At 38.6% G+C, this 25,450-nt stretch carries 25 protein-coding genes; 11 read left to right on the top strand and 14 right to left on the bottom strand.

The genetic code is table 11. From position 1 onward, the window contains the following. Window positions 1-276: 276 nt before the first annotated feature. Window positions 277-657 carry a hypothetical protein gene (locus ACW0TQ_RS15930; protein ID WP_256704885.1) on the top strand — a complete coding sequence of 127 codons (381 nt, stop codon included), beginning with the start codon at window positions 277-279 and terminating at the stop codon, window positions 655-657. Window positions 658-1,000: 343 nt separating this feature from the next. On the opposite strand, the gene lpdA is transcribed toward ACW0TQ_RS15930, so the two are convergent. The 5 genes from lpdA to ACW0TQ_RS15905 all read right to left on the bottom strand — a co-directional run bounded on the left by lpdA (window position 1,001) and on the right by ACW0TQ_RS15905 (window position 7,302). Beyond that, window positions 1,001-2,407, bottom strand: a complete 1,407-nt coding sequence (gene lpdA, locus ACW0TQ_RS15925) for a dihydrolipoyl dehydrogenase (protein ID WP_042535266.1) — start codon at window positions 2,405-2,407, stop codon at window positions 1,001-1,003. A gap of 3 nt (window positions 2,408-2,410) precedes the next feature. Then, window positions 2,411-3,682 (bottom strand): dihydrolipoamide acetyltransferase family protein, encoded by a 1,272-nt coding sequence (locus ACW0TQ_RS15920; protein WP_455725820.1) that lies wholly within the window; start codon window positions 3,680-3,682, stop codon window positions 2,411-2,413. 21 nt (window positions 3,683-3,703) lie between these two features. Then, a complete protein-coding gene (locus tag ACW0TQ_RS15915) occupies window positions 3,704-4,681 on the bottom strand; it encodes an alpha-ketoacid dehydrogenase subunit beta (RefSeq protein ID WP_455725819.1) in 978 nt (325 codons plus the stop codon). 3 nt (window positions 4,682-4,684) lie between these two features. After that, entirely contained in the window at window positions 4,685-5,767 is a 1,083-nt protein-coding gene (gene pdhA, locus ACW0TQ_RS15910) for a pyruvate dehydrogenase (acetyl-transferring) E1 component subunit alpha (protein ID WP_193063284.1), read from the bottom strand. Between the two features lie 851 nt (window positions 5,768-6,618). Next, window positions 6,619-7,302: a YkyA family protein gene (locus ACW0TQ_RS15905; protein WP_193063282.1), complete on the bottom strand. Its 684-nt coding sequence runs from the start codon at window positions 7,300-7,302 to the stop codon at window positions 6,619-6,621. A 379-nt stretch (window positions 7,303-7,681) separates the two neighbouring features. Between ACW0TQ_RS15905 and def the strand changes: the two genes are divergently transcribed. The 4 genes from def to ACW0TQ_RS15885 all read left to right on the top strand — a co-directional run bounded on the left by def (window position 7,682) and on the right by ACW0TQ_RS15885 (window position 11,284). Beyond that, window positions 7,682-8,233: a peptide deformylase gene (gene def / locus ACW0TQ_RS15900; protein WP_455725818.1), complete on the top strand. Its 552-nt coding sequence runs from the start codon at window positions 7,682-7,684 to the stop codon at window positions 8,231-8,233. A 451-nt stretch (window positions 8,234-8,684) separates the two neighbouring features. Then, window positions 8,685-8,894, top strand: coding sequence for a DNA-dependent RNA polymerase subunit epsilon (locus tag ACW0TQ_RS15895; RefSeq protein WP_042535278.1), 210 nt, complete (start codon window positions 8,685-8,687; stop codon window positions 8,892-8,894). Window positions 8,895-8,896: 2 nt separating this feature from the next. Then, window positions 8,897-10,564, top strand: coding sequence for a ribonuclease J1 (rnjA, locus tag ACW0TQ_RS15890; RefSeq protein ID WP_193063279.1), 1,668 nt, complete (start codon window positions 8,897-8,899; stop codon window positions 10,562-10,564). Between the two features lie 96 nt (window positions 10,565-10,660). Beyond that, window positions 10,661-11,284 (top strand): methyltransferase, encoded by a 624-nt coding sequence (locus ACW0TQ_RS15885; RefSeq protein ID WP_193063277.1) that lies wholly within the window; start codon window positions 10,661-10,663, stop codon window positions 11,282-11,284. A gap of 76 nt (window positions 11,285-11,360) precedes the next feature. On the opposite strand, the gene ACW0TQ_RS15880 is transcribed toward ACW0TQ_RS15885, so the two are convergent. The 7 genes from ACW0TQ_RS15880 to cbpB all read right to left on the bottom strand — a co-directional run bounded on the left by ACW0TQ_RS15880 (window position 11,361) and on the right by cbpB (window position 19,180). Continuing rightward, window positions 11,361-12,023, bottom strand: a complete 663-nt coding sequence (locus ACW0TQ_RS15880; RefSeq protein ID WP_193063275.1) for a potassium channel family protein — start codon at window positions 12,021-12,023, stop codon at window positions 11,361-11,363. Between the two features lie 139 nt (window positions 12,024-12,162). Next, complete coding sequence (locus tag ACW0TQ_RS15875) at window positions 12,163-13,893, bottom strand: ABC transporter ATP-binding protein (RefSeq protein WP_374705732.1); 1,731 nt, start codon at window positions 13,891-13,893, stop codon at window positions 12,163-12,165. A gap of 114 nt (window positions 13,894-14,007) precedes the next feature. After that, the gene (locus tag ACW0TQ_RS15870) at window positions 14,008-15,756 is read right to left on the bottom strand and encodes an ABC transporter ATP-binding protein (RefSeq protein ID WP_455725817.1); all 1,749 of its coding nucleotides are present in this window, start codon (window positions 15,754-15,756) and stop codon (window positions 14,008-14,010) included. A 221-nt stretch (window positions 15,757-15,977) separates the two neighbouring features. Continuing rightward, complete coding sequence (locus ACW0TQ_RS15865) at window positions 15,978-16,418, bottom strand: TlpA family protein disulfide reductase (protein ID WP_193063271.1); 441 nt, start codon at window positions 16,416-16,418, stop codon at window positions 15,978-15,980. 143 nt (window positions 16,419-16,561) lie between these two features. Continuing rightward, complete coding sequence (locus tag ACW0TQ_RS15860; protein ID WP_042535291.1) at window positions 16,562-17,686, bottom strand: N-acetyldiaminopimelate deacetylase; 1,125 nt, start codon at window positions 17,684-17,686, stop codon at window positions 16,562-16,564. A gap of 16 nt (window positions 17,687-17,702) precedes the next feature. Next, on the bottom strand, window positions 17,703-18,410 hold the full coding sequence (dapD, locus tag ACW0TQ_RS15855) for a 2,3,4,5-tetrahydropyridine-2,6-dicarboxylate N-acetyltransferase (protein ID WP_175297074.1): 708 nt from the start codon (window positions 18,408-18,410) through the stop codon (window positions 17,703-17,705). Between the two features lie 320 nt (window positions 18,411-18,730). Continuing rightward, on the bottom strand, window positions 18,731-19,180 hold the full coding sequence (cbpB, locus tag ACW0TQ_RS15850) for a cyclic-di-AMP-binding protein CbpB (RefSeq protein WP_042535293.1): 450 nt from the start codon (window positions 19,178-19,180) through the stop codon (window positions 18,731-18,733). Between the two features lie 503 nt (window positions 19,181-19,683). Between cbpB and ACW0TQ_RS15845 the strand changes: the two genes are divergently transcribed. The 3 genes from ACW0TQ_RS15845 (at window position 19,684) to ACW0TQ_RS15835 (ending at window position 22,178) form a co-directional block, all read left to right on the top strand. After that, the gene (locus ACW0TQ_RS15845) at window positions 19,684-20,532 is read left to right on the top strand and encodes a metallophosphoesterase (protein ID WP_341173104.1); all 849 of its coding nucleotides are present in this window, start codon (window positions 19,684-19,686) and stop codon (window positions 20,530-20,532) included. Between the two features lie 257 nt (window positions 20,533-20,789). After that, the gene (locus ACW0TQ_RS15840) at window positions 20,790-21,362 is read left to right on the top strand and encodes an SCO family protein (protein ID WP_455725816.1); all 573 of its coding nucleotides are present in this window, start codon (window positions 20,790-20,792) and stop codon (window positions 21,360-21,362) included. A gap of 345 nt (window positions 21,363-21,707) precedes the next feature. Then, on the top strand, window positions 21,708-22,178 hold the full coding sequence (locus ACW0TQ_RS15835) for a YkyB family protein (RefSeq protein WP_042535299.1): 471 nt from the start codon (window positions 21,708-21,710) through the stop codon (window positions 22,176-22,178). Window positions 22,179-22,263: 85 nt separating this feature from the next. Here the strand turns inward: ACW0TQ_RS15835 and ACW0TQ_RS15830 are convergent, their stop codons facing one another. Next, a complete protein-coding gene (locus ACW0TQ_RS15830; RefSeq protein WP_042535301.1) occupies window positions 22,264-22,587 on the bottom strand; it encodes a hypothetical protein in 324 nt (107 codons plus the stop codon). Between the two features lie 181 nt (window positions 22,588-22,768). Beyond that, window positions 22,769-22,933 (bottom strand): FbpB family small basic protein, encoded by a 165-nt coding sequence (locus ACW0TQ_RS15825; protein WP_455725815.1) that lies wholly within the window; start codon window positions 22,931-22,933, stop codon window positions 22,769-22,771. A gap of 116 nt (window positions 22,934-23,049) precedes the next feature. On the opposite strand from ACW0TQ_RS15825, the gene ACW0TQ_RS15820 reads away from it, so the two are divergent. The 3 genes from ACW0TQ_RS15820 (at window position 23,050) to ACW0TQ_RS15810 (ending at window position 25,417) form a co-directional block, all read left to right on the top strand. Beyond that, window positions 23,050-24,207, top strand: coding sequence for an aminotransferase A (locus ACW0TQ_RS15820; protein WP_341173489.1), 1,158 nt, complete (start codon window positions 23,050-23,052; stop codon window positions 24,205-24,207). Window positions 24,208-24,388: 181 nt separating this feature from the next. Further along, the gene (gene lepB, locus ACW0TQ_RS15815; RefSeq protein ID WP_084613052.1) at window positions 24,389-24,850 is read left to right on the top strand and encodes a signal peptidase I; all 462 of its coding nucleotides are present in this window, start codon (window positions 24,389-24,391) and stop codon (window positions 24,848-24,850) included. Between the two features lie 444 nt (window positions 24,851-25,294). Continuing rightward, complete coding sequence (locus ACW0TQ_RS15810; protein WP_193063269.1) at window positions 25,295-25,417, top strand: YjcZ family sporulation protein; 123 nt, start codon at window positions 25,295-25,297, stop codon at window positions 25,415-25,417. Window positions 25,418-25,450: the final 33 nt, after the last annotated feature.

Raw genomic sequence — 25,450 nt, 5'->3', positions numbered from 1 at the left:
AAAACTGTGCTGAAGAATGAAATAATGTTAAAGAAAAGCTCTCCTTAAAATTAAGGAGAGCTTTTTTATACCCAGTTTTCGACACCAAAACACGTTTATCATTACTTTTCTTTTAAAGTATTACACTTTGCTACAAAAGAATGTTACTCTAATATCATTTTCGTTACTATTTTATAACATCTCTTAAATAGTGGATTTTATTTGTTAAACTATTTATATCCAGCGAAAACAAAAGTGACAGTGATTGCTTTTATTTTCGGGAAGAGGTGACATAGAATGAAGAAATTTGGTATCATTCTACTTTTATTTACTATGATTCCCATATTAAATAGCTGTCAACATGAAGAGAACATGCAAGTTATTGAATTTGAATTTACAGACTATCATGTTATATATGTTCCTCCAGCTGAAGATAATGATAGTTATATGAATACATTTGTTGATTTGAAGGCAAAATATCCAGATGAAATTTCCAGTCCGGAAAAACGTACCATGGATAATCAGGAGCTGCCGTCAGATTATACTTTAAATAATAATAGTGTTTACTTACTTAAAGATGAAGATGTTATTTACTCCATTGAAAATCACATGTCGCGCGGGGATCTTATGGAGACATTAGAATCCATTGTCAGCGCAAGTGATCAAATTATTTACTAGCTTCTGCATGAAGGAGTAAAACCCTTCAGAATAGATTTATTGCATGATAAAAGGGAGTCAGGCACCTTGGATTATTAAAGCAGGTGCCTGACTCCCTTTTTATATTTAAGAAAAGCAAGGACACCGCCTGATCTTCAAAAACCAGTGTTCTTGCCCAGGAGATGTACGCTTCGGCGTTTTTTGATGAGGCGGGTAATCGCAAACTCTTTTCGATGGGGCGAGTAATCGCAATCCCAGTCTCAGGAAGTCGCTTTCCGCAGGGAGTGTATTTATTGCTTTCTTATTCCTTAAAAAAGGCATGCCCGGATATATACCCGGAGCATGCCTTTTTTTTCAACAAATATTACATTGTGTGGATTGGTGTACCCAAGCCTACTTCTGCAGCTTCCATCGTAATCTCACCTAGTGTTGGATGAGCATGGATAGTTAATGCAATATCTTCTGCTGTCATTCCAGCTTCAATAGCCAGTCCGATTTCAGAAATCATGTCACTCGCATTTGGACCAGCGATTTGGCCGCCGATGATAAGACCATCTTCTTTGCGGGTAACCAGCTTCACAAAGCCTTCTGAAGTGTTTAACGATAATGCACGTCCATTTGCTGCAAATGGAAATTTCGCAGCTTTTACGTCATAGCCTGCATCTTTCGCAGCTTGTTCAGACAGACCTACTGTTGCTAATTCAGGCTCCGTAAATGCTACTGCCGGAATAGCGTTGTAGTCAATAGCTGCTTTTTCACCGCTAATTGCTTCTGCGGCAATTTTAGCTTCATAAGATGCTTTATGAGCAAGAGCCGGACCAGGAACGATATCGCCGATTGCAAAGATGTTGCTTACAGAAGTTCTTCCTTGATTATCCACTTTAATCAAGCCTCTGTCATCTTTTTCAACACCAATTTGTTCTAAGCCGAGTTCTTCTGTGTTTGGACGGCGCCCTACTGTAACAAGTACGTAATCAGCTTCAATGACTTCTTCTTTGCCATTTGCTTCATAAGTAACTTTTACACCGTCTTTAGTTTCTTCTGCGCCTTTAGCCATTGCTTCTGTAACAATTTTAGCACCTTTTTTATCAAGCGTTTTTTTAACAACTTGGGTCATTTGTTTTTCAAAGCCGCCAAGAATATCTTTAGCACCTTCTAAGAACGTTACTTCTGTGCCGAAGTTTGCATAAGCTGTACCAAGCTCAGTTCCAACATAACCAGAACCGATAACAACTAATTTTTCAGGAACTTCAGTTAGAGCCAATGCTCCTGTAGAATCCAATACTCTTTCAGAGAATTTGAAAGAAGGGATTTCAATTGGTGAAGAACCAGTACCAAGAATACAGTTGTTAAATTTGTAAGTTTGAGAGTCTTTTTCGCCGGCAACTTTTACCGTATGCTCATCTACGAAGTAAGCTTCCCCTTTTACAATATCCACTTTATTTCCTTTTAACAGTCCTTGAACACCAGAAGTAAGTTTGTTTACAACAGATGCTTTCCAATCTTGTACTTTAGAGAAGTCAAGACTTACGTTTTCTGTTGTAATACCTAAATCATCAGAGCCTTTTGCATTCTGATATTTGTGTCCTGCTTCAATAAGTGCTTTAGAAGGAATACATCCAACGTTTAAACAAACGCCGCCTAATTCACCTTTGTCAACAATTGTAACCTTTTGTCCCAGCTGTGCTGCACGAATTGCTGCAACATAGCCTCCTGGACCAGCACCAACGACAAGTGTGTCTACTTCTACCGGGAAATCTCCTACTACCATGACTTACGCCTCCATCATAATTAATTGTGGGTCATTCAATAAACGTTTGATTTGGTTCAATGCATTTTGAGCAGTTGCACCATCAACGATACGATGATCAAAGCTTAGGGATACAGCAAGAACTGGAGCCACTACGATTTCACCATCACGAACGACAGGTTTTTCAGCAATACGACCAATTCCGAGAATAGCTGCCTCTGGATAGTTTAATACTGGAGTGAACCACTGACCGCCAGCTGAACCAATATTGGAAATCGTATTGGAAGCACCTTTCATTTCGTCTGGTTTCAGTTTACCATCTCTCGCTTTAACTGCCAATTCATTGATTTCATCAGAAATCTGGAAGATAGATTTTTTATCTGCATCTTTCACAACCGGCACTAAAAGTCCGCGATCTGTGTCTGCAGCAATTCCGACATTGTAGTAATGTTTTTCTACAATTTCATCCGTTGCATCATCAATGTAAGAGTTAAGGATTGGGAATTTCTTAGACGCAGATACCAATGCTTTAACGACATATGGCATGTACGTTAACTTGATTTCCTGTTCTGCTGCAACTGCTTTGAATTTCTTACGGTGAGCTACTAATTCTGTAACATCCACTTCGTCCATTAACGTAACGTGTGGAGCTTTTGATTTAGAGTTAACCATTGATTTAGCAATTGCTTTACGCATTGCTGTCATTTTCTCGCGTGTTTCCGGATACTGTCCTTGTGGAGCAGCAGCTGCTTGTGTATCTTCAGAAGTTGCCGGTTCTGCAGATTCAGAAGAAGCCTCAGGCTGATCTCCGCTTAAGAAGCTTTCTACGTCTTCTTTTGTAATACGTCCGTTTTTGCCGGATCCTTGTACATCTTTAATATTCACATCATTTTCACGTGCGAATTTACGAACAGATGGCATTGCGATAACACGCTTGTCATCTGATTCAGATGCATTGTCGTCAGACGCTTGATCCGTATTTTCTTCCGCTTTTTCTTCTTTTGATTCCGAAGAAGCATCGTCTGATTTAGTATCTTCCTCTTCTTCATCATCGTATCCTTCTGCATCAAATGAAATTAACGTATCACCTACAACTGCAACTTCACCTTCTGCCACATGGATTTTTGTAACTGTTCCGTCTACCTGAGATGGAATCTCAACGACAGATTTATCATTTTGAATTTCACAAAGCACATCGTCTTCTTTTACTTCGTCGCCTTCTTTAACGAACCATTTAACGAGCTCGCCTTCGTGAATTCCTTCACCGATATCTGGTAATTTAAAATTAAATGCCATGGATTTGACCTCCTAAATAATTTAGAAATTGATTACTTCGTTTACTCTTTCAACAATGTCTTTATGGTCTGGCAGCCATACTTCCTCTGCATCAGAGAATGCATAAACTGTGTCCGGTGCAGTAACACGAAGAATAGGAGCTTCTAAATGTAAAATTGCTCTCTCTTGCACTTCAGAAATAACTTGTCCAGCGATACCAGCTTGACGCTGTGCTTCTTGGACAAATACGACATGATTTGTTTTCTTAACAGACTCTAAAATGGTGTCATAATCTACTGGAGAAACCGTACGCAAGTCGATTACTTCTGCTGAAATACCATCTTTCTCTAATTCTTCAGCTGCTTTTAATGAAGAATGCACCATTGCGCCATAAGCAAGTAACGTAACGTCAGTACCTTCGCGTTTTACGTCAGCTTTTCCAAGCTCTACGGTATAATCTTCTTCCGGAACTTCCCCGCGGAAAGAACGGTATAACTTCATATGCTCTAAAAATACAACCGGATCATTATCGCGAATTGCAGAAATAAGCAGTCCTTTTGCTTCATATGGTGTAGAAGGAATAACTACTTTCATACCCGGCTGTTGTGCAATAAGACCTTCTAAAGAGTCCGCATGCAGTTCAGGCGTGTGAACCCCGCCGCCAAATGGTGCACGAACAGTAATTGGCGCATTGTAATGGCCGCCGGAGCGATAACGCAAACGAGCCATTTGGCCGTTAATCGAATCCATTACTTCATAAACGAAGCCGAAAAACTGGATTTCTGGAACCGGACGGAACCCTTCCATTGCTAAACCAATGGCTAAGCCGCCAATTCCTGATTCAGCAAGCGGCGTATCAAATACACGGTCTTCGCCGAATTCATCTTGAAGACCTTCCGTAGCACGGAAAACTCCGCCATTTTGTCCAACATCTTCACCAAATACAAGCACGTTTTCGTCATTTTTCAGCTCAACGCGCATTGCATCAGTGATTGCTTGAATCATTGTCATTTGTGCCATGATTTATTTCGACTCCTTTGCTTGATAGATTTCTTTTTGCTCCTGTAAATGAGTTGGAAGCTCTTCATACATATTATCAATTAAATCGGTAACTTTTTGTTTAGGCTGTTGTTCAGCTTGTTTAATTGCTTTTTTAATATCTTCTTTCGCTTCGTCAATTACTTTGTTCTCATCTTCTTCTGTCCAAAGCTTTTTACCTTCGAGGTATTTACGGAAACGAACAAGCGGATCTTTTTGCTCCCACTCTTTGTCCATATCTTCTGTACGGTAGCGAGTTGGATCATCACCAGACATGGTATGCGGTCCAAAACGGTAAGTTAATGTTTCGATTAAGGTAGGACCTTCACCTGCTACTGCACGGTCACGAGCCATTTTAGTTGCTGCATAAACTGCTAAAACGTCCATGCCGTCTACTTGAATTCCTTCAATTCCGGCAGCAACAGCTTTTTGAGCTAATGTTTTTGCATTGGTTTGTTTTTCTACAGGAACAGAAATAGCAAAACGGTTATTTTGCACAACAAAAATAGCAGGAGCTTTAAATGCGCCAGCATTGTTTATTCCTTCGTAGAAATCACCTTGAGAAGTACCGCCGTCACCTGTATAAGTGATTGCTACATTCTTCTTGCCGCGTTTTTTCAAACCAAGTGCTACACCAGCTGTTTGAACATACTGTGCGCCGATTATGATCTGCGGACTTAATGCTCTTAATTCATCCGGATATTGGTTTCCGTGAAAATGTCCTTTAGAGAATAAGAAAGCCTGGTATAATGGAAGCCCCTGCCAAATCAACTGTGGAACATCACGATATCCCGGTAAAATAAAATCATCTTGCTCTAATGCAAATTGACTTCCTAACTGAGAAGCCTCCTGACCGGCAGTCGGCGCATAGAAACCTAAGCGTCCTTGACGGTTAAGTGCAATGGAACGCTGATCAAGTATACGTGTATATACCATGCGTCTCATTAACTCCTTCAATTCATCATCTGATAAATCAGGGAGATCATCTTTGTTTACAACTTTTCCATTTTCATCTAGAACTTGGAACATTTCGAATTGGTTTTCAATATTTTCAAGTACCTGTTTCAAAATGATTCACCTCTTCCTTTCTTATATCAAAATTAAGTATTCTTTTACTATTCTACCCTTAAACAATAAAAATTACATACTAATACCTTTACCCTAATGCAGAAATTTTTAATCTGTATTATTTTATCACTACTGTTCTAAAAGGACGAGCAATAGAAAGTAATACAATTTTTATCTCCTATTATCTTAGCTCATTTTTTATGGATGGTCAATCAGTTTGTTTCTTGTACATTGATATATTATCCAAGGGTTTGCTGCTCCCTGCTCCATCAAGTAAAAACTGTATTACTATGTAAAAAAACTGTATCAATTTTGTATCATTCCCTGCATAAAACATCGTGCTGTAATTTTTTCTTTGTAGCATACATACGCTCTATAAGAACATCCGGTCCTACCCGCTTAAGAAAAACCAAGAATACCGCTTGGTCTTTAAAACATCAGTGTTCTCGCCGAAGAGATGTCCGCTGCGGGAAGTCGCTCCCATCTAAGAAGGATTATGTTTTATTTGCTTTTTCACAAGAAAATAACGCTAATTCTAGCGACGCTTTTTGATGGGACGAGTAATCGAAGTCCCAGAAGAAATACACAGAGACTTCTGTGGGGATGCGTAGTGGTTTTAGTAATCGAAGTCCCAACTTTAGCTCTGTCTACACCTATTGGCTTGCCAATCAGCAAGTCTTCTTTAAAGGAGACTGAGCTCGTGCTCACGGAAAGCGCAGTGTATTTCTGGGGCCTGAGATTACTCAGCCCATGAAACCTGTTGGAGCGGCTATATTCAGTATTTTTTTATATGCTTTCCTATTCTTCAAAAAAACCTCCTGCGCAGGTGAGCAGGAGGTGCTTAACGGTCATTATTCTTCTGTATCGGCATCTGATTCGTCTTCATAACTTACATTTAAATCCGATGCTTCATAAAATGTACGTTTTGCTTCATTATAGTCAGCTGTCAATTGATTAAATTCTTCATTCAATGCAATAATTCTTTCATAATTTTCATTTAAAGCTTCTAAATGACCGGTTACTTCATCCTGTTCAAGCTCTTCCTGCTGCAGCATTTCATACAACTCTTTTTCCTGGTCGACGGAAGTTTGATATGTATCATTTAAATCATAGTATGTTGTATATCGCTCTATCATGATGTCATACATGCTTTCTGCTTCCTGCTGAACATTTTCATCCTCTAAATCAGAGATAAGGGACTCCACTTGTTCAAATTCTTCTTGAGAAGCTTCAATGCTTTCTCTTTCTTCACCAAGCTTTTCCTGCTTTTGTTCAACGATAGAAATGGCTTCCTGTGATAATTCTTGAATCTGATCAAATTGCTCCATATCCAGCTCCACAATCTGACTGAATATTTCCTGTTCCTGCTGCTCCAGTTCTTCAATTTCCTGCTGCTGCGTTTCATATCCTTCTTCTATTTGAATTGCTTCTTCAAGATGATCATGTATTTGTTCTTCAGCAGATTTACTGCTGCATGCAGCAATGAATAATAAAGAAGAAATAATAATTGCGTATAAATAACCTTTTTTTGACACAAAAAAACCTCCAATATGTACGTTTCTTTTTGTTTTTCCTATGTATCCGTTTTTTAAACTATATACGACTAAAATTGTAACATATGATGCGAAGTTCAGGAAAGACTAGAGCAAAACCTTTTACATCCTCCCCTCCTATTTTATAATATGAAATATCATCCATGTTTAAATTTATGTGTTATGATAAGCAACAGACCTGTCTCGCATTATTTTATAATTTAAGCTAACGTGTTCAAAAGGAACGAACGATTTTCAATGTAGCGAGCAATCGCTTCGCCCTGGAAAAACCAAGCCAATAAAAGAATTTGCCGCTTATTCTTCAGGAACCTTTTGAACATCCTCTATAACGTAAATAAACAGATATAAAGGAGTCGTACACATGATAACAATGAAAGATATTGTCAGAGAAGGACATCCTTCTTTAACAAAAAAAGCCGCTAAGGTAGATGTGCCGCTGTCTGCGGAAAACAAACAATTATTAGAAGATATGCTTCAATTCTTAAAAAATAGTCAAGATGATGAAATAGCTGAAAAATATAATTTAAGAGCCGGAGTAGGTCTGGCTGCCCCTCAGCTTGGCATTGAAAAACAATTGATTGCACTGCATTTTGGAGACAGCAAAGGAAAAAAATACAGTATGGGACTGGCCAACCCTAAAATCATCAGTCACTCTGTAGAGCAGGCATACTTGCAAAATGGAGAGGGCTGCTTATCTGTTGACCGTGTTATAGAAGGATATGTCCCAAGACACGCTCGTATTACTATAACTGCAACAGATATAAATGATAATCCAGTTAAATTGCGTTTAAAAGATTATCCGGCTATTGTTTTTCAACATGAAATCGATCATACAAACGGTATTATGTTTTTTGACCGGATCAACGAAGGGAATCCTTTTGCCATTCCGGATAATTCCATTGAAATCAATTAATTCAGCGCTCCCGGAAAATTCTTTTCAAACTGTATAAAATTGCTGATTTAGACGATGATAGAAATAGTTTAGCAAACACGAACAAAGGAATATTTTTTATTATTTATCGTTTTTTATTTAATTCTTTCCAATTTCGTACTATACTATAGATAAGAGGATTGGACGGTAGAGGGTTAAATTTGCTTTTCTATATTATCGGAAGGAGAAGTGAGTCCTTATGCTGAAACGTCTTAAAGAGAAACTTAAAAAACGTTTGAAGGATTTACTAGGCAAAGAGGGACGCGTACCAACTACTAATAAATAATGAACAGCCAAATAAGAATATCATTCTTAATTAGAAAAGCCATTTTTCAGGTGAGCTGACGGAAACTTGCCTTTTATAACGGAATACAACACATCGTATGAATAACCCTGACTAAATATAGTTTTTAAATTTTAAAGGAGAGATGAAATGATTTTTAAAGTATTATATCAGGCATCACGTAAAGAAGTGCCTGTAAGAGAACGTACGGAGAGCCTCTATGTAGAAGCTGAATCCGTCAGAGAAGCAAGATCAAAAATTAGTGACCGCGATATTAACATTGAGTACATTCAAGTATTAGATGAGGCACATCTCGAATACGAAAAAAGTACCGGCAATTTTGAAGTGGAGAACGTATAATAATGAAGTTTGTAAAAAATGATCAGACGGCTGTATTTGCCCTGGGTGGACTTGGGGAAATCGGCAAAAATACGTATGCAGTTCAATTCCAGGATGAGATTATCCTTATTGATTCAGGAATCAAATTCCCTGAGGATGACCTTCTTGGTATTGATTATGTAATCCCGGATTACACCTATCTTGTGCAAAATCAAGATAAAATCAAGGGTCTTTTTGTTACACATGGTCACGAAGATCATATTGGTGGAATCCCATTCTTATTAAAACAAATTAATGTGCCAATTTATGCCGGAAAATTAGCTCTCGGTTTAATTCGTAATAAATTAGAAGAACACGGTTTATTACGCAGTACCAAGCTAATTTCCATTCAAGAAGACGATGTGATAAAATTCCGTAAAACTTCCGTTAGCTTTTTCCGTGTTACACACAGTATTCCAGATTCATTTGGTATTGTTGTAAAAACACCACCTGGAAATGTCGTTCATACCGGCGATTTCAAATTTGATTTCACACCAGTCGGTGAACCAGCAAACCTTGCTAAAATGGCTCAAATTGGCGAAGAAGGAGTATTATGCCTCCTATCCGATAGTACGAATAGTGAAGTACCTGGATTTACAATGTCAGAAAGCGTCGTTGGTGAAAGCATTCAGGATATATTCAGCCGTGTTGACGGCAGACTGATTTTTGCTACGTTTGCGTCTAATATTTATCGCCTCCAGCAAGTAGTTGAAGCGTCCGTGAAGCATAACCGTAAAGTTGCTGTCTTCGGAAGAAGTATGGAATCCGCGATAAACATTGGCCAGGAGCTGGGTTACATCCAGGCACCTAAAGATACGTTTATTGACGGAAACCAAATTAATCGTCTTCCGGCAAATGAAGTGACGATCCTCTGTACTGGTTCACAAGGCGAGACGATGGCAGCACTCTCTCGAATTGCTAATGGAACACATCGGCAAATTCAGCTTATTCCTGGAGATACCGTTGTATTTTCATCCTCGCCAATCCCGGGGAACACTGTCAGCGTAAGCAGAACTATCAATAAATTATACCGTGCAGGAGCGGATGTTATTCACGGAAAACTGAATAATATTCATACTTCTGGTCATGGAAGTCAAGAAGAGCAAAAACTGATGCTTCGTTTAATCAAACCGAAATTCTTCATGCCGATTCATGGGGAATATCGTATGTTAATCGAGCATATGAAATTAGCTGAATCATGCGGGGTCAAAGAAAATCATTCCTTTATTATGGACAATGGAGATGTACTGGCCCTTGGAAAAGACCAAGCTGCGATTGCAGGTAAAATCCCGTCCGGATCTATCTATGTTGATGGAAGCGGAATTGGCGATATCGGGAATATTGTTCTTAGAGACCGCAGAATTCTATCTGAAGAAGGCTTAGTAATTGTTGTTGTAAGTATCAACATGAAAGAATTTAAAATTGAATCAGGTCCAGATATCATTTCTCGCGGTTTTGTCTATATGCGTGAATCAGAAGACCTTATCAACGATGCGCAAAAACTTGTCTCTAAGCATTTAGAAAAAGTAATGGAACGCCGTACAACACAATGGTCTGAAATTAAAAATGAAATTACAGATACGATTGCTCCATTCTTATATGAAAAAACGAAACGTCGTCCAATGGTCTTACCAATCATTATGGAAATATAAAGAACAAAAGCTCCATTCTCCTGAAAAATTATTTTTGGAGAATGGAGCTTTTCTTTAAAATGGGCGGCACTGCTGTCCAGAAAGAGGTACTTGTTTATGAAGGATAAATATTATGATAAGCTGTTGCAAATTCATACCATCGAGGATAAGAAAACAATCTATCCTGAATCACATCATTACAATCCTTATGAGCCGACTCCATACAGCGCTTTGGAAAAATTAACGAAAAATTATACGCTTGATAAACAAGGCACTGTCATCGATTTTGGATGTGGAAAAGGACGTTTAGCCTTTTATCTTGATTTTTTTCAGCAGATATCGGTAACTGGCATTGAAATGAACACGCATTTTTTTAACGATGCCCAGCATAATTTACAAACATATACACAATCAATAAACGCTGAGGATAAGCGGACCGATATTCAATTTATTTGCTGCTTGGCAGAGGAATATAAAATTCGTGCAAAGGATAATCATTTTTATTTTTTCAATCCTTTTTCTGTACAAATTTTTAAGCGCATTACCTCTAATATTTTAAAATCAGTTGAAGAGGCCCCGAGGATGGTAGATATTATTCTATATTACCCTCATGATACATATATTCAATTCCTTGAATATGATAGCCCTTTTGAATTATTGCAGGAAATAAAACTAAAAGCATACTGGCTGAATCCAGACGAGCGCCTTCTTATCTACCGCTTTGACAATGAACAGCTTTAGCTGATAAATTGGAAAAGGCCCTTTCACAAAGATATTCAATGTGAAAGGGCCTTTTAAAGAGGGCGCACTTATATAGTTAATCAAAAATAAATGCTTTTTCAAACCGGTTAATATCCTGATCTGCCCCAATCACAATAAGTATATCTCCTTCATGGAGAGGCTCATCTGCTTCAGGGGATACATCAATTTCTGATCCTCTTTTTATCGCAACAATATTACACCCAAACTTTGCCCGGACATCCAGTGTAATTAAATTTTTACCAATCATTTTCTTGCCTGCGATAACCTCTACGATGCTGTGCTCGTTGGATAGCTCCAGATACTCTAAAATATTATTCGATATAAAGTTATGTGCCAGCCGCTTGCCCATATCTCTTTCCGGATGAACGACATGATGAACGCCAATCCGATTCAGGATTTTTTCATGATAGTCATTCTGGGCCTTCACCGTAATCCTTCTTATTTCTAAATCAGTCAAGATAACTGCGGCGAGAATACTTGCCTGGATATTTTCTCCGATAGCTACGATAACATGATCAAAATTGGTAATCCCTATCTCTTTCAGGGCATCTTCATCTGTCGCATCAAGTCCGACGGCATGATAAGCAATATTTTTATATTCATTGACCTTCGTCTCATCCGAATCAATGGCGAGAACATGCATTCCTTTATCGCTTAGTTCTTTACAAATGCTTCCGCCAAATCTTCCGAGACCAATTACTGCAAAATCTTTTTTCATAACAAGGAACCTCCAGTCTTTCATTTCTATATATTAACATAATGTAAAACATTATTCAGCGGGGAATTTTACTTTATCTTGCATTGCGATAAAAGAAAGAAAAGAACAGCCACAATTGCAGCTGCTCCCTTCCTTTTATTTATATAGCATCCAGCATCGTGAATTGTGATTTAACAAGTTCATAATATTTTCCATGCTGCTCCATTAATTCCTGATGATTTCCATATTCTAAAACCTCTCCCTGCTCCAGAACATAGATGCAGTCTGCTTCTCGAATCGTAGACAGACGATGGGCAATAATAATCGATGTTCTTCCTTTTAATAAACGCTTTAACGCCTTTTGAATCTTTACTTCTGATTCAGTATCAATACTTGCTGTAGCTTCATCCAGTATAATGATGCTTGGATTTGCCAAAAGCGCCCTTGCGAAGGACAGTAATTGCCTTTCACCGGCAGAAAGAATATTCCCCCGCTCCTCTACTTCTGTCTCGTAACCATTCGCTAATCGGCTGATAAAACTGTCTGCTCCAACGACCCTTGCCGCTTCCTTTACTTCTTCATCCTTTGCGTCCGGTCTGCCGAAACGAATGTTTTCCATAATCGTTCCAGAAAAGATAAACGTATCCTGAAGAACAACACTAATCCGCTGTCTTAGACTGTCTAACGTCACGTCCCGCAGATCATGTCCGTCAACTTTTACTGCTCCAGATGTAGGATCATAGAAACGGCTGATCAGGTTGGCAATGGTAGACTTTCCGCTTCCCGTATGACCAACCAAGGCTATTGTCTGGCCTGCCTCCATCTTCAAGGAAATCTTTTTTAATGCCATCCGATCTGCATTATAAGCGAATTCGACTTCATCAAATTCAATCTGGCCATCCATCTTTTCAAATTGATACGCGTCTTCTTTTTCTTCCACATTAGGCTGTTCATCCAAAAATTCAAAGATACGCTCGGAGGAGGCCATTGCCATTAGCAGCTGATTATACATCTGACCCAGCCTGGAAATCGGCTCCCAAAACATCCCTAAAAAGAATGCAAAGGAAATAAACGTCCCTAATTCAATCGTTCCGTTCAAAATTAAGTAAGAGCCAAAAGCGATTAATATAATGGTCCCGGCTGCGTCACAAATATCTACAAGCGGACGGAAAAAAGCACTTTTCTTCGCTGCATCACGGGAGCTGTTAAAGAAGCCTGAATTTACACCATCAAAGAATTCCGCATTCTCTTTTTCTTGAGAGAAGGATTGAGTAATACGCATTCCCTGCAGTCCTTCATTTAAATGTGAATTCATTCTCGATTGCTGCAGGCGGACAAGCTGCCATGCTCTTCTAATTTTTCTTCTTAATGCAGTTGATATAATAAACATCAGCGGAATGACGATTACCACCGCCAACGCCAGAGGCGGGCTCATTATAAACAGGATAATAATAATGCCGCTCAACATTAAAATATCCATCAACAGATTAATAATTCCGTTGGTAAATAGTTCCTGCAGGGAATTAATATCATTTAAAATCCGGACTAGGATAGATCCTGCCGAGCGGTTATCGAAAAACCGATGTGACAGCCTCTGTACATGGGAAAATAGCTTTTGCCTTAAATCATAGATTACATTCTGCCCCAAAATATTTACCCATTTGATCCGGAATCGATTGGCGATAAAACTGATAATATAAAGAATAGCAATCCCTGCAACTAGATAAACTAACAGATTTCCATCATTCTGGGCAATCGCAATATCCACAGCTACCTTTCCAATCAGAATCGGTATAGATAATCGGACAGCTGTAGCAATCATCATTGCAATAATCGCACCTGGCAAGTATGTTTTGGAATAAGGCTTTAAGAACTGAAGCAATCTCCACATCTGTTCCCAGTTAAACGGCTTTTCAATTGTCTGGTCTATTGTATAGTGAAATCGCTCCAGATGATTACTTTGCTTTTTAGCTTCTTTTGCTTTTGCCAATATACGCCGCCTCCCTTAATTGACCACACTCATAATCTCTTCGCGGTCTTGATATTGGATATTATAAATACGTTCATAAGGACCTTTATTTTTCAACAAGAAGTCATGAGTGCCCCGTTCAACGATTTCCCCGTCTTCCAGCACTAAAATTTCATCTGCATGCTTTAAAGAGGAAATACGGTGCGCAATAATAAAGGATGTTCTGTTCTTCATCGCTTCGCGCAATGCCTTTTGAATCTTATGCTCCGTCTGCATATCAACAGCAGACGTTGCATCATCTAATACAAGAATACTCGGATCGATACAAATGGCTCTGGCTATAGCTATCCGCTGTTTCTGTCCCCCGGATAGCCCCATTCCTCCTTCTCCCAGAAGCGTATCATATCCTTTTGGAAGCTCCATGATAAAATCATGCGCTTGCGCCATTTTTGCCGCTGCAACAATTTCTTCTTCCTGAATTCCTGGTGTACCATAAGAAATATTTTCTTTAATGGTTGTGGAAAAAAGGAACGGCTCCTGCAGAACAAAACCAATTTGGCTGCGGAGACTCTTCAGCTTATAGTCCGAAACAGGGCGCCCATCGATTAAAACTTCCCCCTCTTCCGGTTCATAAAACCGTGTAAGCAGCTGGGTAATACTTGTTTTTCCTGCGCCTGTTGCGCCGATTAACCCGATTGTTTTGCCCGGCGGGGCATCGAAGCTGACATGTTTTAATGCTTCATCATCTTCCTCGATATATGTTAATGTGACATCCTTAAAGGTGACATGACCTTGAATATCAGCATCCATCGCACCAGTCTTTTCTTCGATATCTTCAGGCGCTTCGATGATCTCCAGCAGCCGCTCTCCAGATGCTTTTGCCTGTGAAAATTGATTAATGATAAATCCTAAGTTCATAAGCGGTCCCATGATAAACCAGACTAAACTGAAAAAGGCCATTAATTGTCCGGTCGTCATGGATCCATTTATGACAAAAAAACCGCCAAACGCTAATAAAACAACGGCGCTGACATTTCCGATAAATTCCATCACCGGAAAATACTTTGCCCACAAACCTGATGTAAACAAATATTTTTGGCGGTAATTATCATTACTTTCAGAAAACCTGCCAATCTCAAAGTCTTCTCTTGATAATGATTTAACCGTATTCATCCCGCTTATATTTTCCTGTACTCTTGTATTTAACTTTCCAAAGGAGCGCCTGATATTTCGAAAGGCCGGATGAACCTGCTTATCAAATTTATAAACAACAAATGCCAGAAACGGCATCGCCGCCATTGTTATAAGTGCTAGAGGAATAGAATAATAAAACATAACCGAAATACTTATCAGCATCAACGACACAACGCGAATCAATTCTGCAAAACCTACCGAAAGAAAGAAACGAAATCCTTCGACATCTGCAGTCAGCCGGGACATAATATCCCCTGTTTTGGCATTATCATAATATTTAAATGCCAGCGCTTGCAGCTTATCGTATAATGATTCACGCAGCTTATATACAGAGGTCATTCCAAATAAATCACCCAGGTACTGAAAGAAAAAAGTAGATACACCCTTTATCATCATCAACCCTAAGAATACGCCACAAATATAAGGAATCAGTCCATATCTCTGTTCAGCAACTACTTCATCGATTGTAATTTGCAGGATAATCGGATAAACAACCATAATGCTGGTAACGATAAGCATACAGATAATCGACCAAATAAAATACTTTTTATAAGGCCAATAGAAATGCTTCAGTTTTTTAAAGGTATTCAAAATTAATTCCCCCTTTCCACTAATCCGTAATAACTAATATAACGGTTTCCGAAATAAATTTCTACTGTTTTGTGAAATTTTTTTGAAAATTTTTGATAAATTTTTTAAGACAGCTTTTGTTGCGTGATTTCTATCCGTGAAATATTTTGAAACCATCCATAATCTGCTCCTTTTGCACAAAAAAACTCCATCCCGGAAAGAATAGAGTCTATATATTTTATTTATTTTGTATTGATTAATCGTCTCAAACGCTGTTCTACCAAACTTGTAGAAGGTTTTCCAATTTGTTTGAACCGCAGCTTTTCCTGTTTATCAAATAAGTATAACGCAGGTACATAACGGAACTGAAATATATCATCCAATTGTCCAGTTACATCATCTAAATATACAGCATCAACATGCAGCTGATTTAGTTTATTTTTTATTTCAGGCAGGCTGATTTGTTCACCATCTAAATATGTGTGAATCAATATAGTAATCACTTTTTGGTATTTGATTGGAGGAATAGCAGCCAGCTTTTGCAAGAAATAACCACAGGATGAACAGCTAACAGACCAAAATATAACAAGAATCGGCTTTCCGCTAGAAAATAACAGGGATTGATTACTTCCGGGCAATGGTTTGAATTTAGATAAATCAGGGAGGGCATCATAAATCTGCATGAGGTCACTCCTTCCTATTCTCTTTAACTGATATATGATGAGGGAGGAAGATGTATGCATTTGATTTTAGAAGAATAGAGCATATAAAAAAGATTTCCCCCATTACAAGAGAAAATCTTTTTTATTAAACCCTAATATACCTGTCAAACACTACCAATGGAGCGGATATAGGTTTCTACAGCTTCCGCCCCTACAGAAAGCGCAGCTTCATCCGGGGTTAGCTTCGCATGATGCAGTCCATATGGAGAATTTACCCCAAGCCAGAACATAAATCCTGGAATCTCTTTTAGCATATCTCCAAAATCCTCTCCAGTCATTGCTGCAGAAGCCTGAACATAAGTAATGCCCGTGTTTTCCAGAGACGTTTTAAAGAGCTCCACATATTTTTCTTCATTTACTACCTGGTAATAATTCGCTCCATAATCGACATTTATTTGGCAATCATAGGCTATTTCAAATCCTTTGATCAGCCTCTCCAGCTCTTCCTTCACCAATATGATGGAGGAAGCTTCTGTCGTTCGAATGGTTCCTTCCAAACGAGCTGTCTCCGCTATGGCATTCTGAACAAATCCGCTCTCCATTTTTCCAATCGTAACGACGGAACCGTCTAACGGATTTAACCTTCTGGAGACAATTTGCTGAGCCTGCACAACAAAATTACTCGCTGCTACGGTCATGTCCTTCGCTAAATGCGGATAGGCAGCATGGCCGCCAAGTCCTTTAAAATCCAGGAACAGCTCACTCGTATTAGCAAATAAAAGTCCAGATTTAGAGGATACCTGACCAACTGGCAGCTCTGGAGCAATATGCAGTGCAAAAATCGTATCTGGTTTCCATGCAAGAAATTCTTCTGACGCAATCATCGGCTTTGCGCCGCCCGGGCCTTCTTCAGCTGGCTGAAAAATAAATAGCACATCATCCTTTACAGGCTGTTCAATCAGCCTGTTGAGTGCTGCCAAAGCAATGGTCATATGGAAATCGTGTCCGCACGCATGCATTTGTCCCCTATGCGTTGAAGCAAAGTCGAAGCCTGTGTCTTCCAAAATGGGGAGTCCGTCGATATCAGACCGAAAACCAATCCGCTTTGTTGGATTGGTTCCAGATACATGTACTAAAATACCGGTCCGCCATGTTCTCACTTCAACACGATCTGTCGCCATTTCTTGAATTTTTGCGAGCAGGTACTTTTGCGTCTTTTCCTCCCTGAAACCTAATTCAGGAATCTGATGCAGTTCCCTGCGGATCGTTTGCAAATCAATTGCTGTCATAAAGTTTTCATCTGCCTTAATTATCTAATTTACGAAGCTCTTGTTTGATTTCTGTTTTCGATTTTGTCTGCTCATCGATTTCTTTTAAAACTCGGGCAGGTGTACCACCGACTAATGTGTTTGGTTCTACGTCCTTGGTAACAATAGATCCTGCTGCAACAATAGAGCCTTTTCCAATCGTGATTCCTTCAAGGACAACAACATTTGCGCCAATTACCACATCATCTTCTACGATAACTGGTTTAGCAGATGGCGGCTCAATTACGCCGGCAAGGACAGTACCTGCACCAATATGACAGTTCTTTCCTACAGTAGCTCTCCCGCCAAGAACTGCATTCATATCAATCATCGTTCCTTCACCGATAACAGCACCAATATTAATTGATGCACCCATCATGATTACAACACCATCGCCAATTTCTACCTGGTCACGAATAATCGCACCCGGCTCGATACGCGCATTGATATTTTTTAAATCCAGCATTGGGATAGCAGAGTTACGGCGATCATTTTCAATAACATAATCTTCGATAACAGCTTCATTATCTTTTAAGAATTGCTCTACTGCTTTCCATTCTCCAAATAATGTACCGCTTTTCGCATCAACAAATGCCTTTATTTCGTTCTGTTCAGGAAGCTTGTCCAAGTCTCCCTTCACGTATACTTTTACAGGTGTGCTTTTCTTACTATTAGAAATAAATTGTATAATTTCATTTGCATCCATAATCAACTACTCCTCCATTTTCTATAATCTCCTTCTTACTTTAGCAGACGCCATCTTCATCGGCAACTAATATTACTGTAAGAAAAACCAAGAAAACCACTTGTTATTTAAAATATCGATGTTCTTGCCAATCGCTAAGTCTTCTTCAAAGGAGATGAGCTCGGGGCCTACGAAAGCGGAGTGTATTTCTGGTGCCTAAGATTATTCCCCCATGGAACATGTTGAAGCGCTAAATTCAGCATATATATTTCCTAACATGCAAAAAAATCCCCATGAAGCAGAATAAACTATCGCTCTTCCACGTCATGGAGACATTGTTATTATTTTTTATATGCATTCATATAAATATCTTTTTTTACTTGCTTCAATATTGCTCTTCTTGTTAAAATACCATCAAAATAACCATCTTTATCTACTATACATACAAATGGATGGTCAATGGAAGCATTCAGCCCGTCTAGTAAACTATTTTCTCTGGTTAAGGTCGGTACATTTGCAGCCATGGCGTCCATTACCCGAATTTCTGATAAGCGTTCCATTTCAAAGCTTTCAATCCCGAGTACTTCATTCAGGATAACGGTTTTTCCGATAATCCCGGCAAATTTATAGGTTGCATCAAGTACTGGCACTGCTGCATAGCCGGATTTCATTAATACCAGCAATGCATGTTCTAAAGGATTATTGAGCTGGACATGCGCTACCTTTTCAGCAGGTATAAGGACTTCACTGATTTTCATATCTGACAATTGTTTATCTTGCGTTGTACTCACCTTATTTACCCCCTTCTTCATATAAAGACGATTGAAATTCAAAGATGCTTTTAACTTATTAGAAATGCTGTGAAAGTAACCCGGTAGATACATCTTCTTCCAAAACGTTTCTGCGAGACCTGCTCTATCTTCATCATAAAAGTTCACGGGTGTTATCTGCGAGGATAATTACCCATAAACGGTCACCTTAAAGTATATTACTTGATTTTTCGTTATACACACACTTTTAGTTTAACATACTTCTGCGGTTCTCTCCCAGTGATTGTATCAGCAGATTCCTCATTTGGAAGAATATTGCTCCTAAAAAAGTGCCTTCACATATTTCTACAGAAGAATTATGTCCGAGTAAAACGCGATAAATCAGGTCTTTAAAAGCAGTAAGAATGATTTTACTGTATCTTAAATAAAAAAGTATAAAACTTTACCTATTTGCCAAATGAAAAAAAGCTTCTATCCGTGCTATAATTTTCGTATTGGTTTATATGCAGAAAGGAAATTATACAATGAATCGCAGAACATTTTTAAAAAGGTCTTTAGGAAGCTTATTAACATTATTTGGTTTGAGCGGCGGAACGTATTTTTATGCTCGTGAGATAGAACCTTCTCTCCTGAAAATCACAGAAGAATCAATTACATCTCCACAAATTCCCAACGCTTTTAATCAGTTTAAAATTGTGCAATTTTCCGATACCCATTTAGGTTTCCATTATAGCTTAGAGCAGCTCGAAACTCTTGTTACAAAAATTAATAATCTGGAACCCGACTTGATTTTATTTACAGGGGACTTAGTAGACGAACCTAATAATTATCACTGGGACGACAGTCTCATCTGTATATTACAGCAGCTGGAGGCGCCTGAAGGAAAGTTTTGGATTTATGGAAATCATGATCATGGGGGCTATGGAACGGATATTTTATACGAAACCTTTGAAGCAGCTGATTTTACCTTGCTCCAAAACAATGCCTCCCGTATCCATCGTGAGAATGCTTCCTTTCTGCTGGCTGGACTGGATGATGCAATGCTTGGGAATCCGGATGTCAGTCAATCGTTAAGAGATCGGACAGCTTCTGATTTCACCATTCTTCTTGCGCACGAGCCTGACCTTGCCGATATGGTGAAGGATTATCCTGTGGATATTCAATTATCAGGTCATAGCCATGGAGGGCAGGTCCGGTTACCTTTTATTGGCGATTTATATACGCCGGCGTACGCAGAAAAATATGTACAAGGGAAATACACTGTTTCAGATAGATTGACATTATACGTGAACAGCGGGATTGGAACCACCCGTTTACCTTATCGATTCTTCTGCAAACCGGAGCTGCATGTATTTACATTACATCCAAATTAATGCTTTACCTGCAGAATTTTTTGTTTCTTCATAGGATAACCTCGATTTTCGCCTGCAGCAGCGATTGGAGAATCACTATTAAAGGGCTCGATTATCCTTCAGCTTGAAAGAATTGGATTGCAGTAAAATTTTATCGAAAGAAAGATATCCGGGCAGCCCGGTTTAAAATGTCATAATTCCTTCATATGAGAGACTTTTTCAACATTTTCCCCAATGCTATAATGAACATAAGATACAGTAGGAAAGGGTTTAATGATATGAGACATTATTTATTACTTATTGGTTTATTTTTCGTATTAGCAGGCTGCGGACAGGGTTACGCAATTGAAACAACCATGTCAGAACAAGTCCCAGAATTTGAGTATACGACACAGGATGAAGAACAGCTCTCCCTTGAAGATTTAAAAGGAGAATGGTGGATTGCTGATTTTATCTTTACAAACTGTACCACCGTCTGTATGCCGATGACATATAATATGGCTCACCTGCAATCCATGATGGAAGAGGAAGGCATCGATGCACAAATTGTTTCTTTTAGCGTAGATCCAGATTTCGATACCCCTGAGGTATTAAAGGATTATGCCTCTAACTATGATGTAAATTTCGATAATTGGTCTTTCGTCACTGGTTATGATTTTGAATCGATCCGCGAATTTTCCATTAAGCATTTTAAAAACCTTGTTCAAGCCCCCGCAGAGGGAGATGATCAGGTTCTCCACGGGACATCTTTCTTTCTAGTCAGCCCGGAAGGCGAAGTTGTCAAAAATTATGATGGAGTGGAATTTGATAACATGGATGCAATTCTTGATGACTTAAAAAAAGTAAATTAGACAGCACGATATTTCAACAAAGCATTCCCACAGCACTAAAATGATATTTCTTCTTGCTCATCTGAAAAGACCTTAGCCGCCATGCGAGGGTCTTTTTTCTTCCCTGAATTCGGAAATTACTATCATGCCTTCCTAATAATCTACAGTATATTTTTCTCAGCACGTGCTTATGCGCGTAATCCTTGCTGGCGCAAGCATTATTCAAGCTTTTATTTTTCACCCGGCACAAAACAAGTGCATTTGTTCGTATTTTTTCGATATAGTATTGAAATTCCATAAATTTTAAGTTAGAGTATTAATTAAATATAGATTGATTGAATCCTTTTTTAAAGGGAGAGACTAAAAATGAAACATGACGTTGAGGTTGAAAAGCTGGCGCAGGCTTTATTTGTTATTAATAAGCATGCAAAAACGGCTCCTGACCCGAAGCAGCTGTATCAATTAAAAAAACAAGCCATCGAAAAATTATTAAAAGAGAAAAAAGCTTCTAAAAAAGGGTTGCATTTTTCTGACCATCCCAAGCTTAGCAATCAACATTCTACAGTGCTTATTAAGGTTGGAGAATATTGCTTCCATATCCCTCCTGCCAAAGAGGATTTAAAACATCTGAAGCATCTGGGTGCATTAGACCAAAGCTATCGCAACCCGCCTGTAAAAATGTCTTTATCTCAAGCTAAACGGCTAATTTGTCAGTATATTAACTGGAAGCAGGAAAAACCAAAATCGACCCCTGCCAAAAAACATCGCTCCAGCTATTACGTACCTTCTTCGTTAGGAAAAATGGATTGGCCTCCTGCACGCTCTAAAAAGAAATAAGGAAGCTGGCCAGACATTAATCTTTGGCCCATCGCATATAAACATTTTATTGCCGTATTAAAAAGAAAATAACATTTGCCGAAGATTATTTTCTTTTCAATAAAAATTGATGCAATAATGGAAAAATAGCTAAGCAGATGCCTAAAAAAGCGAGGCTTTGCATAGCAGCCCTTAGAAAGTGCCAAGCATCCCTTTCCTGGATGACAGCTGTTATAATCGTTAAGCTAATCACAATAATGCTTGCACCGATATATGCCAGAAACCGCATCATTTGCTTTCTAACCGCCCATTGATATATTTTTTTCGTCAGATAGTACACAGCTGTACTGCATAACAGCATCATAATGACATAAATATAAGTAATATTAATTCCAACATTTCCGATAGATACTATCCCTGACAGCAACATGTTCTCACCTTTTCTTTCTGATTTCGCTGCTATTCAGTTTCGTCATGTTGAAACGATTTTATACGGCGGTAAAATCCCTTATTTTATAAAGATGATACAATAAGAACAGGGCTGCTTCAAAATCGTTTTTTTATTCCTCTTCCCTCTCTCCAATAAAAAACCGCTTTAGCAAGGATTTCTCCTACTCAGCGGTTAATTCATTTTTATTCTTTTTATGATTCAATAAAAAAGCTTCTTGTTTCTTGTCTAACTTCTCTTCAATTTGTGATATACTTTTCTCATCGTTTAATAATTCTTGTCTATTCATGTCAACAAGTTGTTCGAAATTAAGAGTTCTTGGTCTCATATTGTATTCTCCTTATATTTTATTCTATATTTTTATTATACCCAATTTCATTCGTATTAATCCAAATTATTTGAACATTTAATGAAAATTTTACTTTTTAAGCGTAGGTGATTATGTTGAAGCATTTAATAAATAACAATGTAAAAAATATTGAAATATCAGGAATCCGTAAATTCTTTAATCTGGTTTCTGATGAAAAGGACGTCGTTTCTTTAACAATCGGACAGCCGGATTTCCATACTCCGGATAATGTAAAAAATGCAGGAATTCAGGCGATTGAGAATAACTTTACAACGTACACGCCGAATCAAGGAATCTGGGAGTTACGAAAAGCCATACATACCTATTACAAGACAAATTATGGACTGGCTTATCAGCCGGATTCGGAAATTATTGTTACCTCTGGAGCATCTGAGGCAATTGATATTACTTTCCGGACCATCCTTACACCTGGGGATGAAGTGATTTTGCCAAGTCCTATTTATCCCGGCTATGAACCGCTGATTACGCTCGCTGGCGCCAAACCGGTTCATGTAGATACAACTAATACCGGGTTTAAGTTTACTCCGGAAGCATTGGCAGATGTTATCAATGAAAATACCAAATGTATTGTTCTTCCTTCCCCTTCTAACCCGACTGGTGCAGCCTATTCCAGAGAAGAATTAGAAGCTCTTGCCGGAGTGATTAAAGGGAAAGAAATATTTATTTTATCCGATGAAATCTACAGTGAGATTGTTTTTGATTTTGCCCACACATCGATTGCTTCGATTTCCGATTTAAAAAATCAAACCATCGTTATCAACGGTGTATCTAAATCACACTCCATGACAGGCTTTCGTATCGGATACACCCTTGCTCCTGAATGGATATCAGAGCAAATGTTAAAGGTTCACCAATACAATGTATCTTGTGCTGCTTCCATCAGCCAATACGCTGCTTTAGAAGCAATGACTACTTATCAGGAACACACGGCATATATAAAAGAAGTGTTTAAAAAACGAAGGGATTATGTGTATGAACGTTTGACAGGCATGGGATTGGAGGTTGAGCAGCCGCAGGGCGCATTTTATATTTTTCCAAAGCTGACATTAAATGATATGAGTTCATTTGATTTAGGGCTCTCCCTGGTCCGGAATGCCAGAGTCGCTCTTGTTCCAGGCAGCAGCTTCTCTAAAGACGGCGAAGGCTATATGCGTCTAAGCTATGCCTATCACGAGGACATTTTAAAAGAAGGATTGGATCGATTAGAAGCATACCTGTTAAATAAAAAGTAAATGGATATTATTTCTCTTCCGCAATATATTTTTCAATTGTTTCCACTGGCATGTTTGCGCAAAATCGCGTAAACATGCTACGATAAAAGGAGACTATGCACGTTTTGGAGATGAGTTAGTGGAAAATACCGATCAAAAAAAAGAATGGGTAGGCTGGCTGAAGGCAATTATTATTACGATAATGCTTGCTTTCTTTCTCAGGACATTTATTTTTGCCACTTCCATTGTAGAAGGAGAAAGCATGTATCCCACTCTTCAGGATGGAGAGCGTGTCATTTTTAATAAAATTGTTTACACGATAGATGACCCTGGCAGGGGCGATGTGGTCATCATCCATCAGCCGCCAAAAAACTATGTAAAACGTATTATCGGGATGCCCGGAGAAACGATAGAAATTGAAAACAGTCAATTATATATCGATGGTCAGGCCTATCAGCAGCATTTTTTAAGCGATGAAGTCATTGCACAAACTAATAATTTTGGTCCGTTAGAAATTCCTGAAAATAATTATTTTGTCATGGGAGACAATCGACTGATTAGTAAAGACAGCCGCAATGGACTTGGGTTTATTCCACGAGATGATATTATCGGCAAATCTGAATTAATTATTTATCCTTTCAACGAATTTGGCTGGATAGACTAAAAGCAGAACACTGGATTCTTATTTTCTTCAAGAAAATAGAAACAGCATTCTGCTTTTATAATGGCGGAAAGACTACTCTCTATCCATAACGCAATAACCAATATTCAAAACAAGAATCGCAAAACAAACCACACCGAAAAGCATTTCCATCATGAAGCACTCCCTTCGCCTATGTACAAAATATGATTACTCATTTCACTTATATAATTCCATTTTATCAATATCTCTACATAAAATAAAGTAGAAAATGTAATTGCATGCTGTTTGCTAAGTAATTCCTGTATTCTTTATTACTTGCTGTATAAATCTCCTGTCTTTTATAAAGCCTGCTGAAACAATAACAGAGGAAGTATCAGAACGCTGCTGTTAAAAAACTAGGCAAACGTCTATACACATTTTATCTATCTGCATACAGTAATACTGTAAGTTCAGGAGGTGAAAAGCATGGGCTATGGATATGGTGGCGGCTACGGTGGCGGCTATTGTGGCGGCTACGGAAACGGCTTTGCGTTGATTGTTGTTCTTTTCATTTTACTAATCATCGTAGGAGCTGCATTTTACTGCTAAACACAAAATGGCTTGTGCTAAAGGCACAGGCCA

The sequence above is a fragment of the Oceanobacillus sp. M60 genome (assembly GCF_053839645.1).
This window is presented reverse-complemented; position numbering and strand designations above follow the sequence as displayed.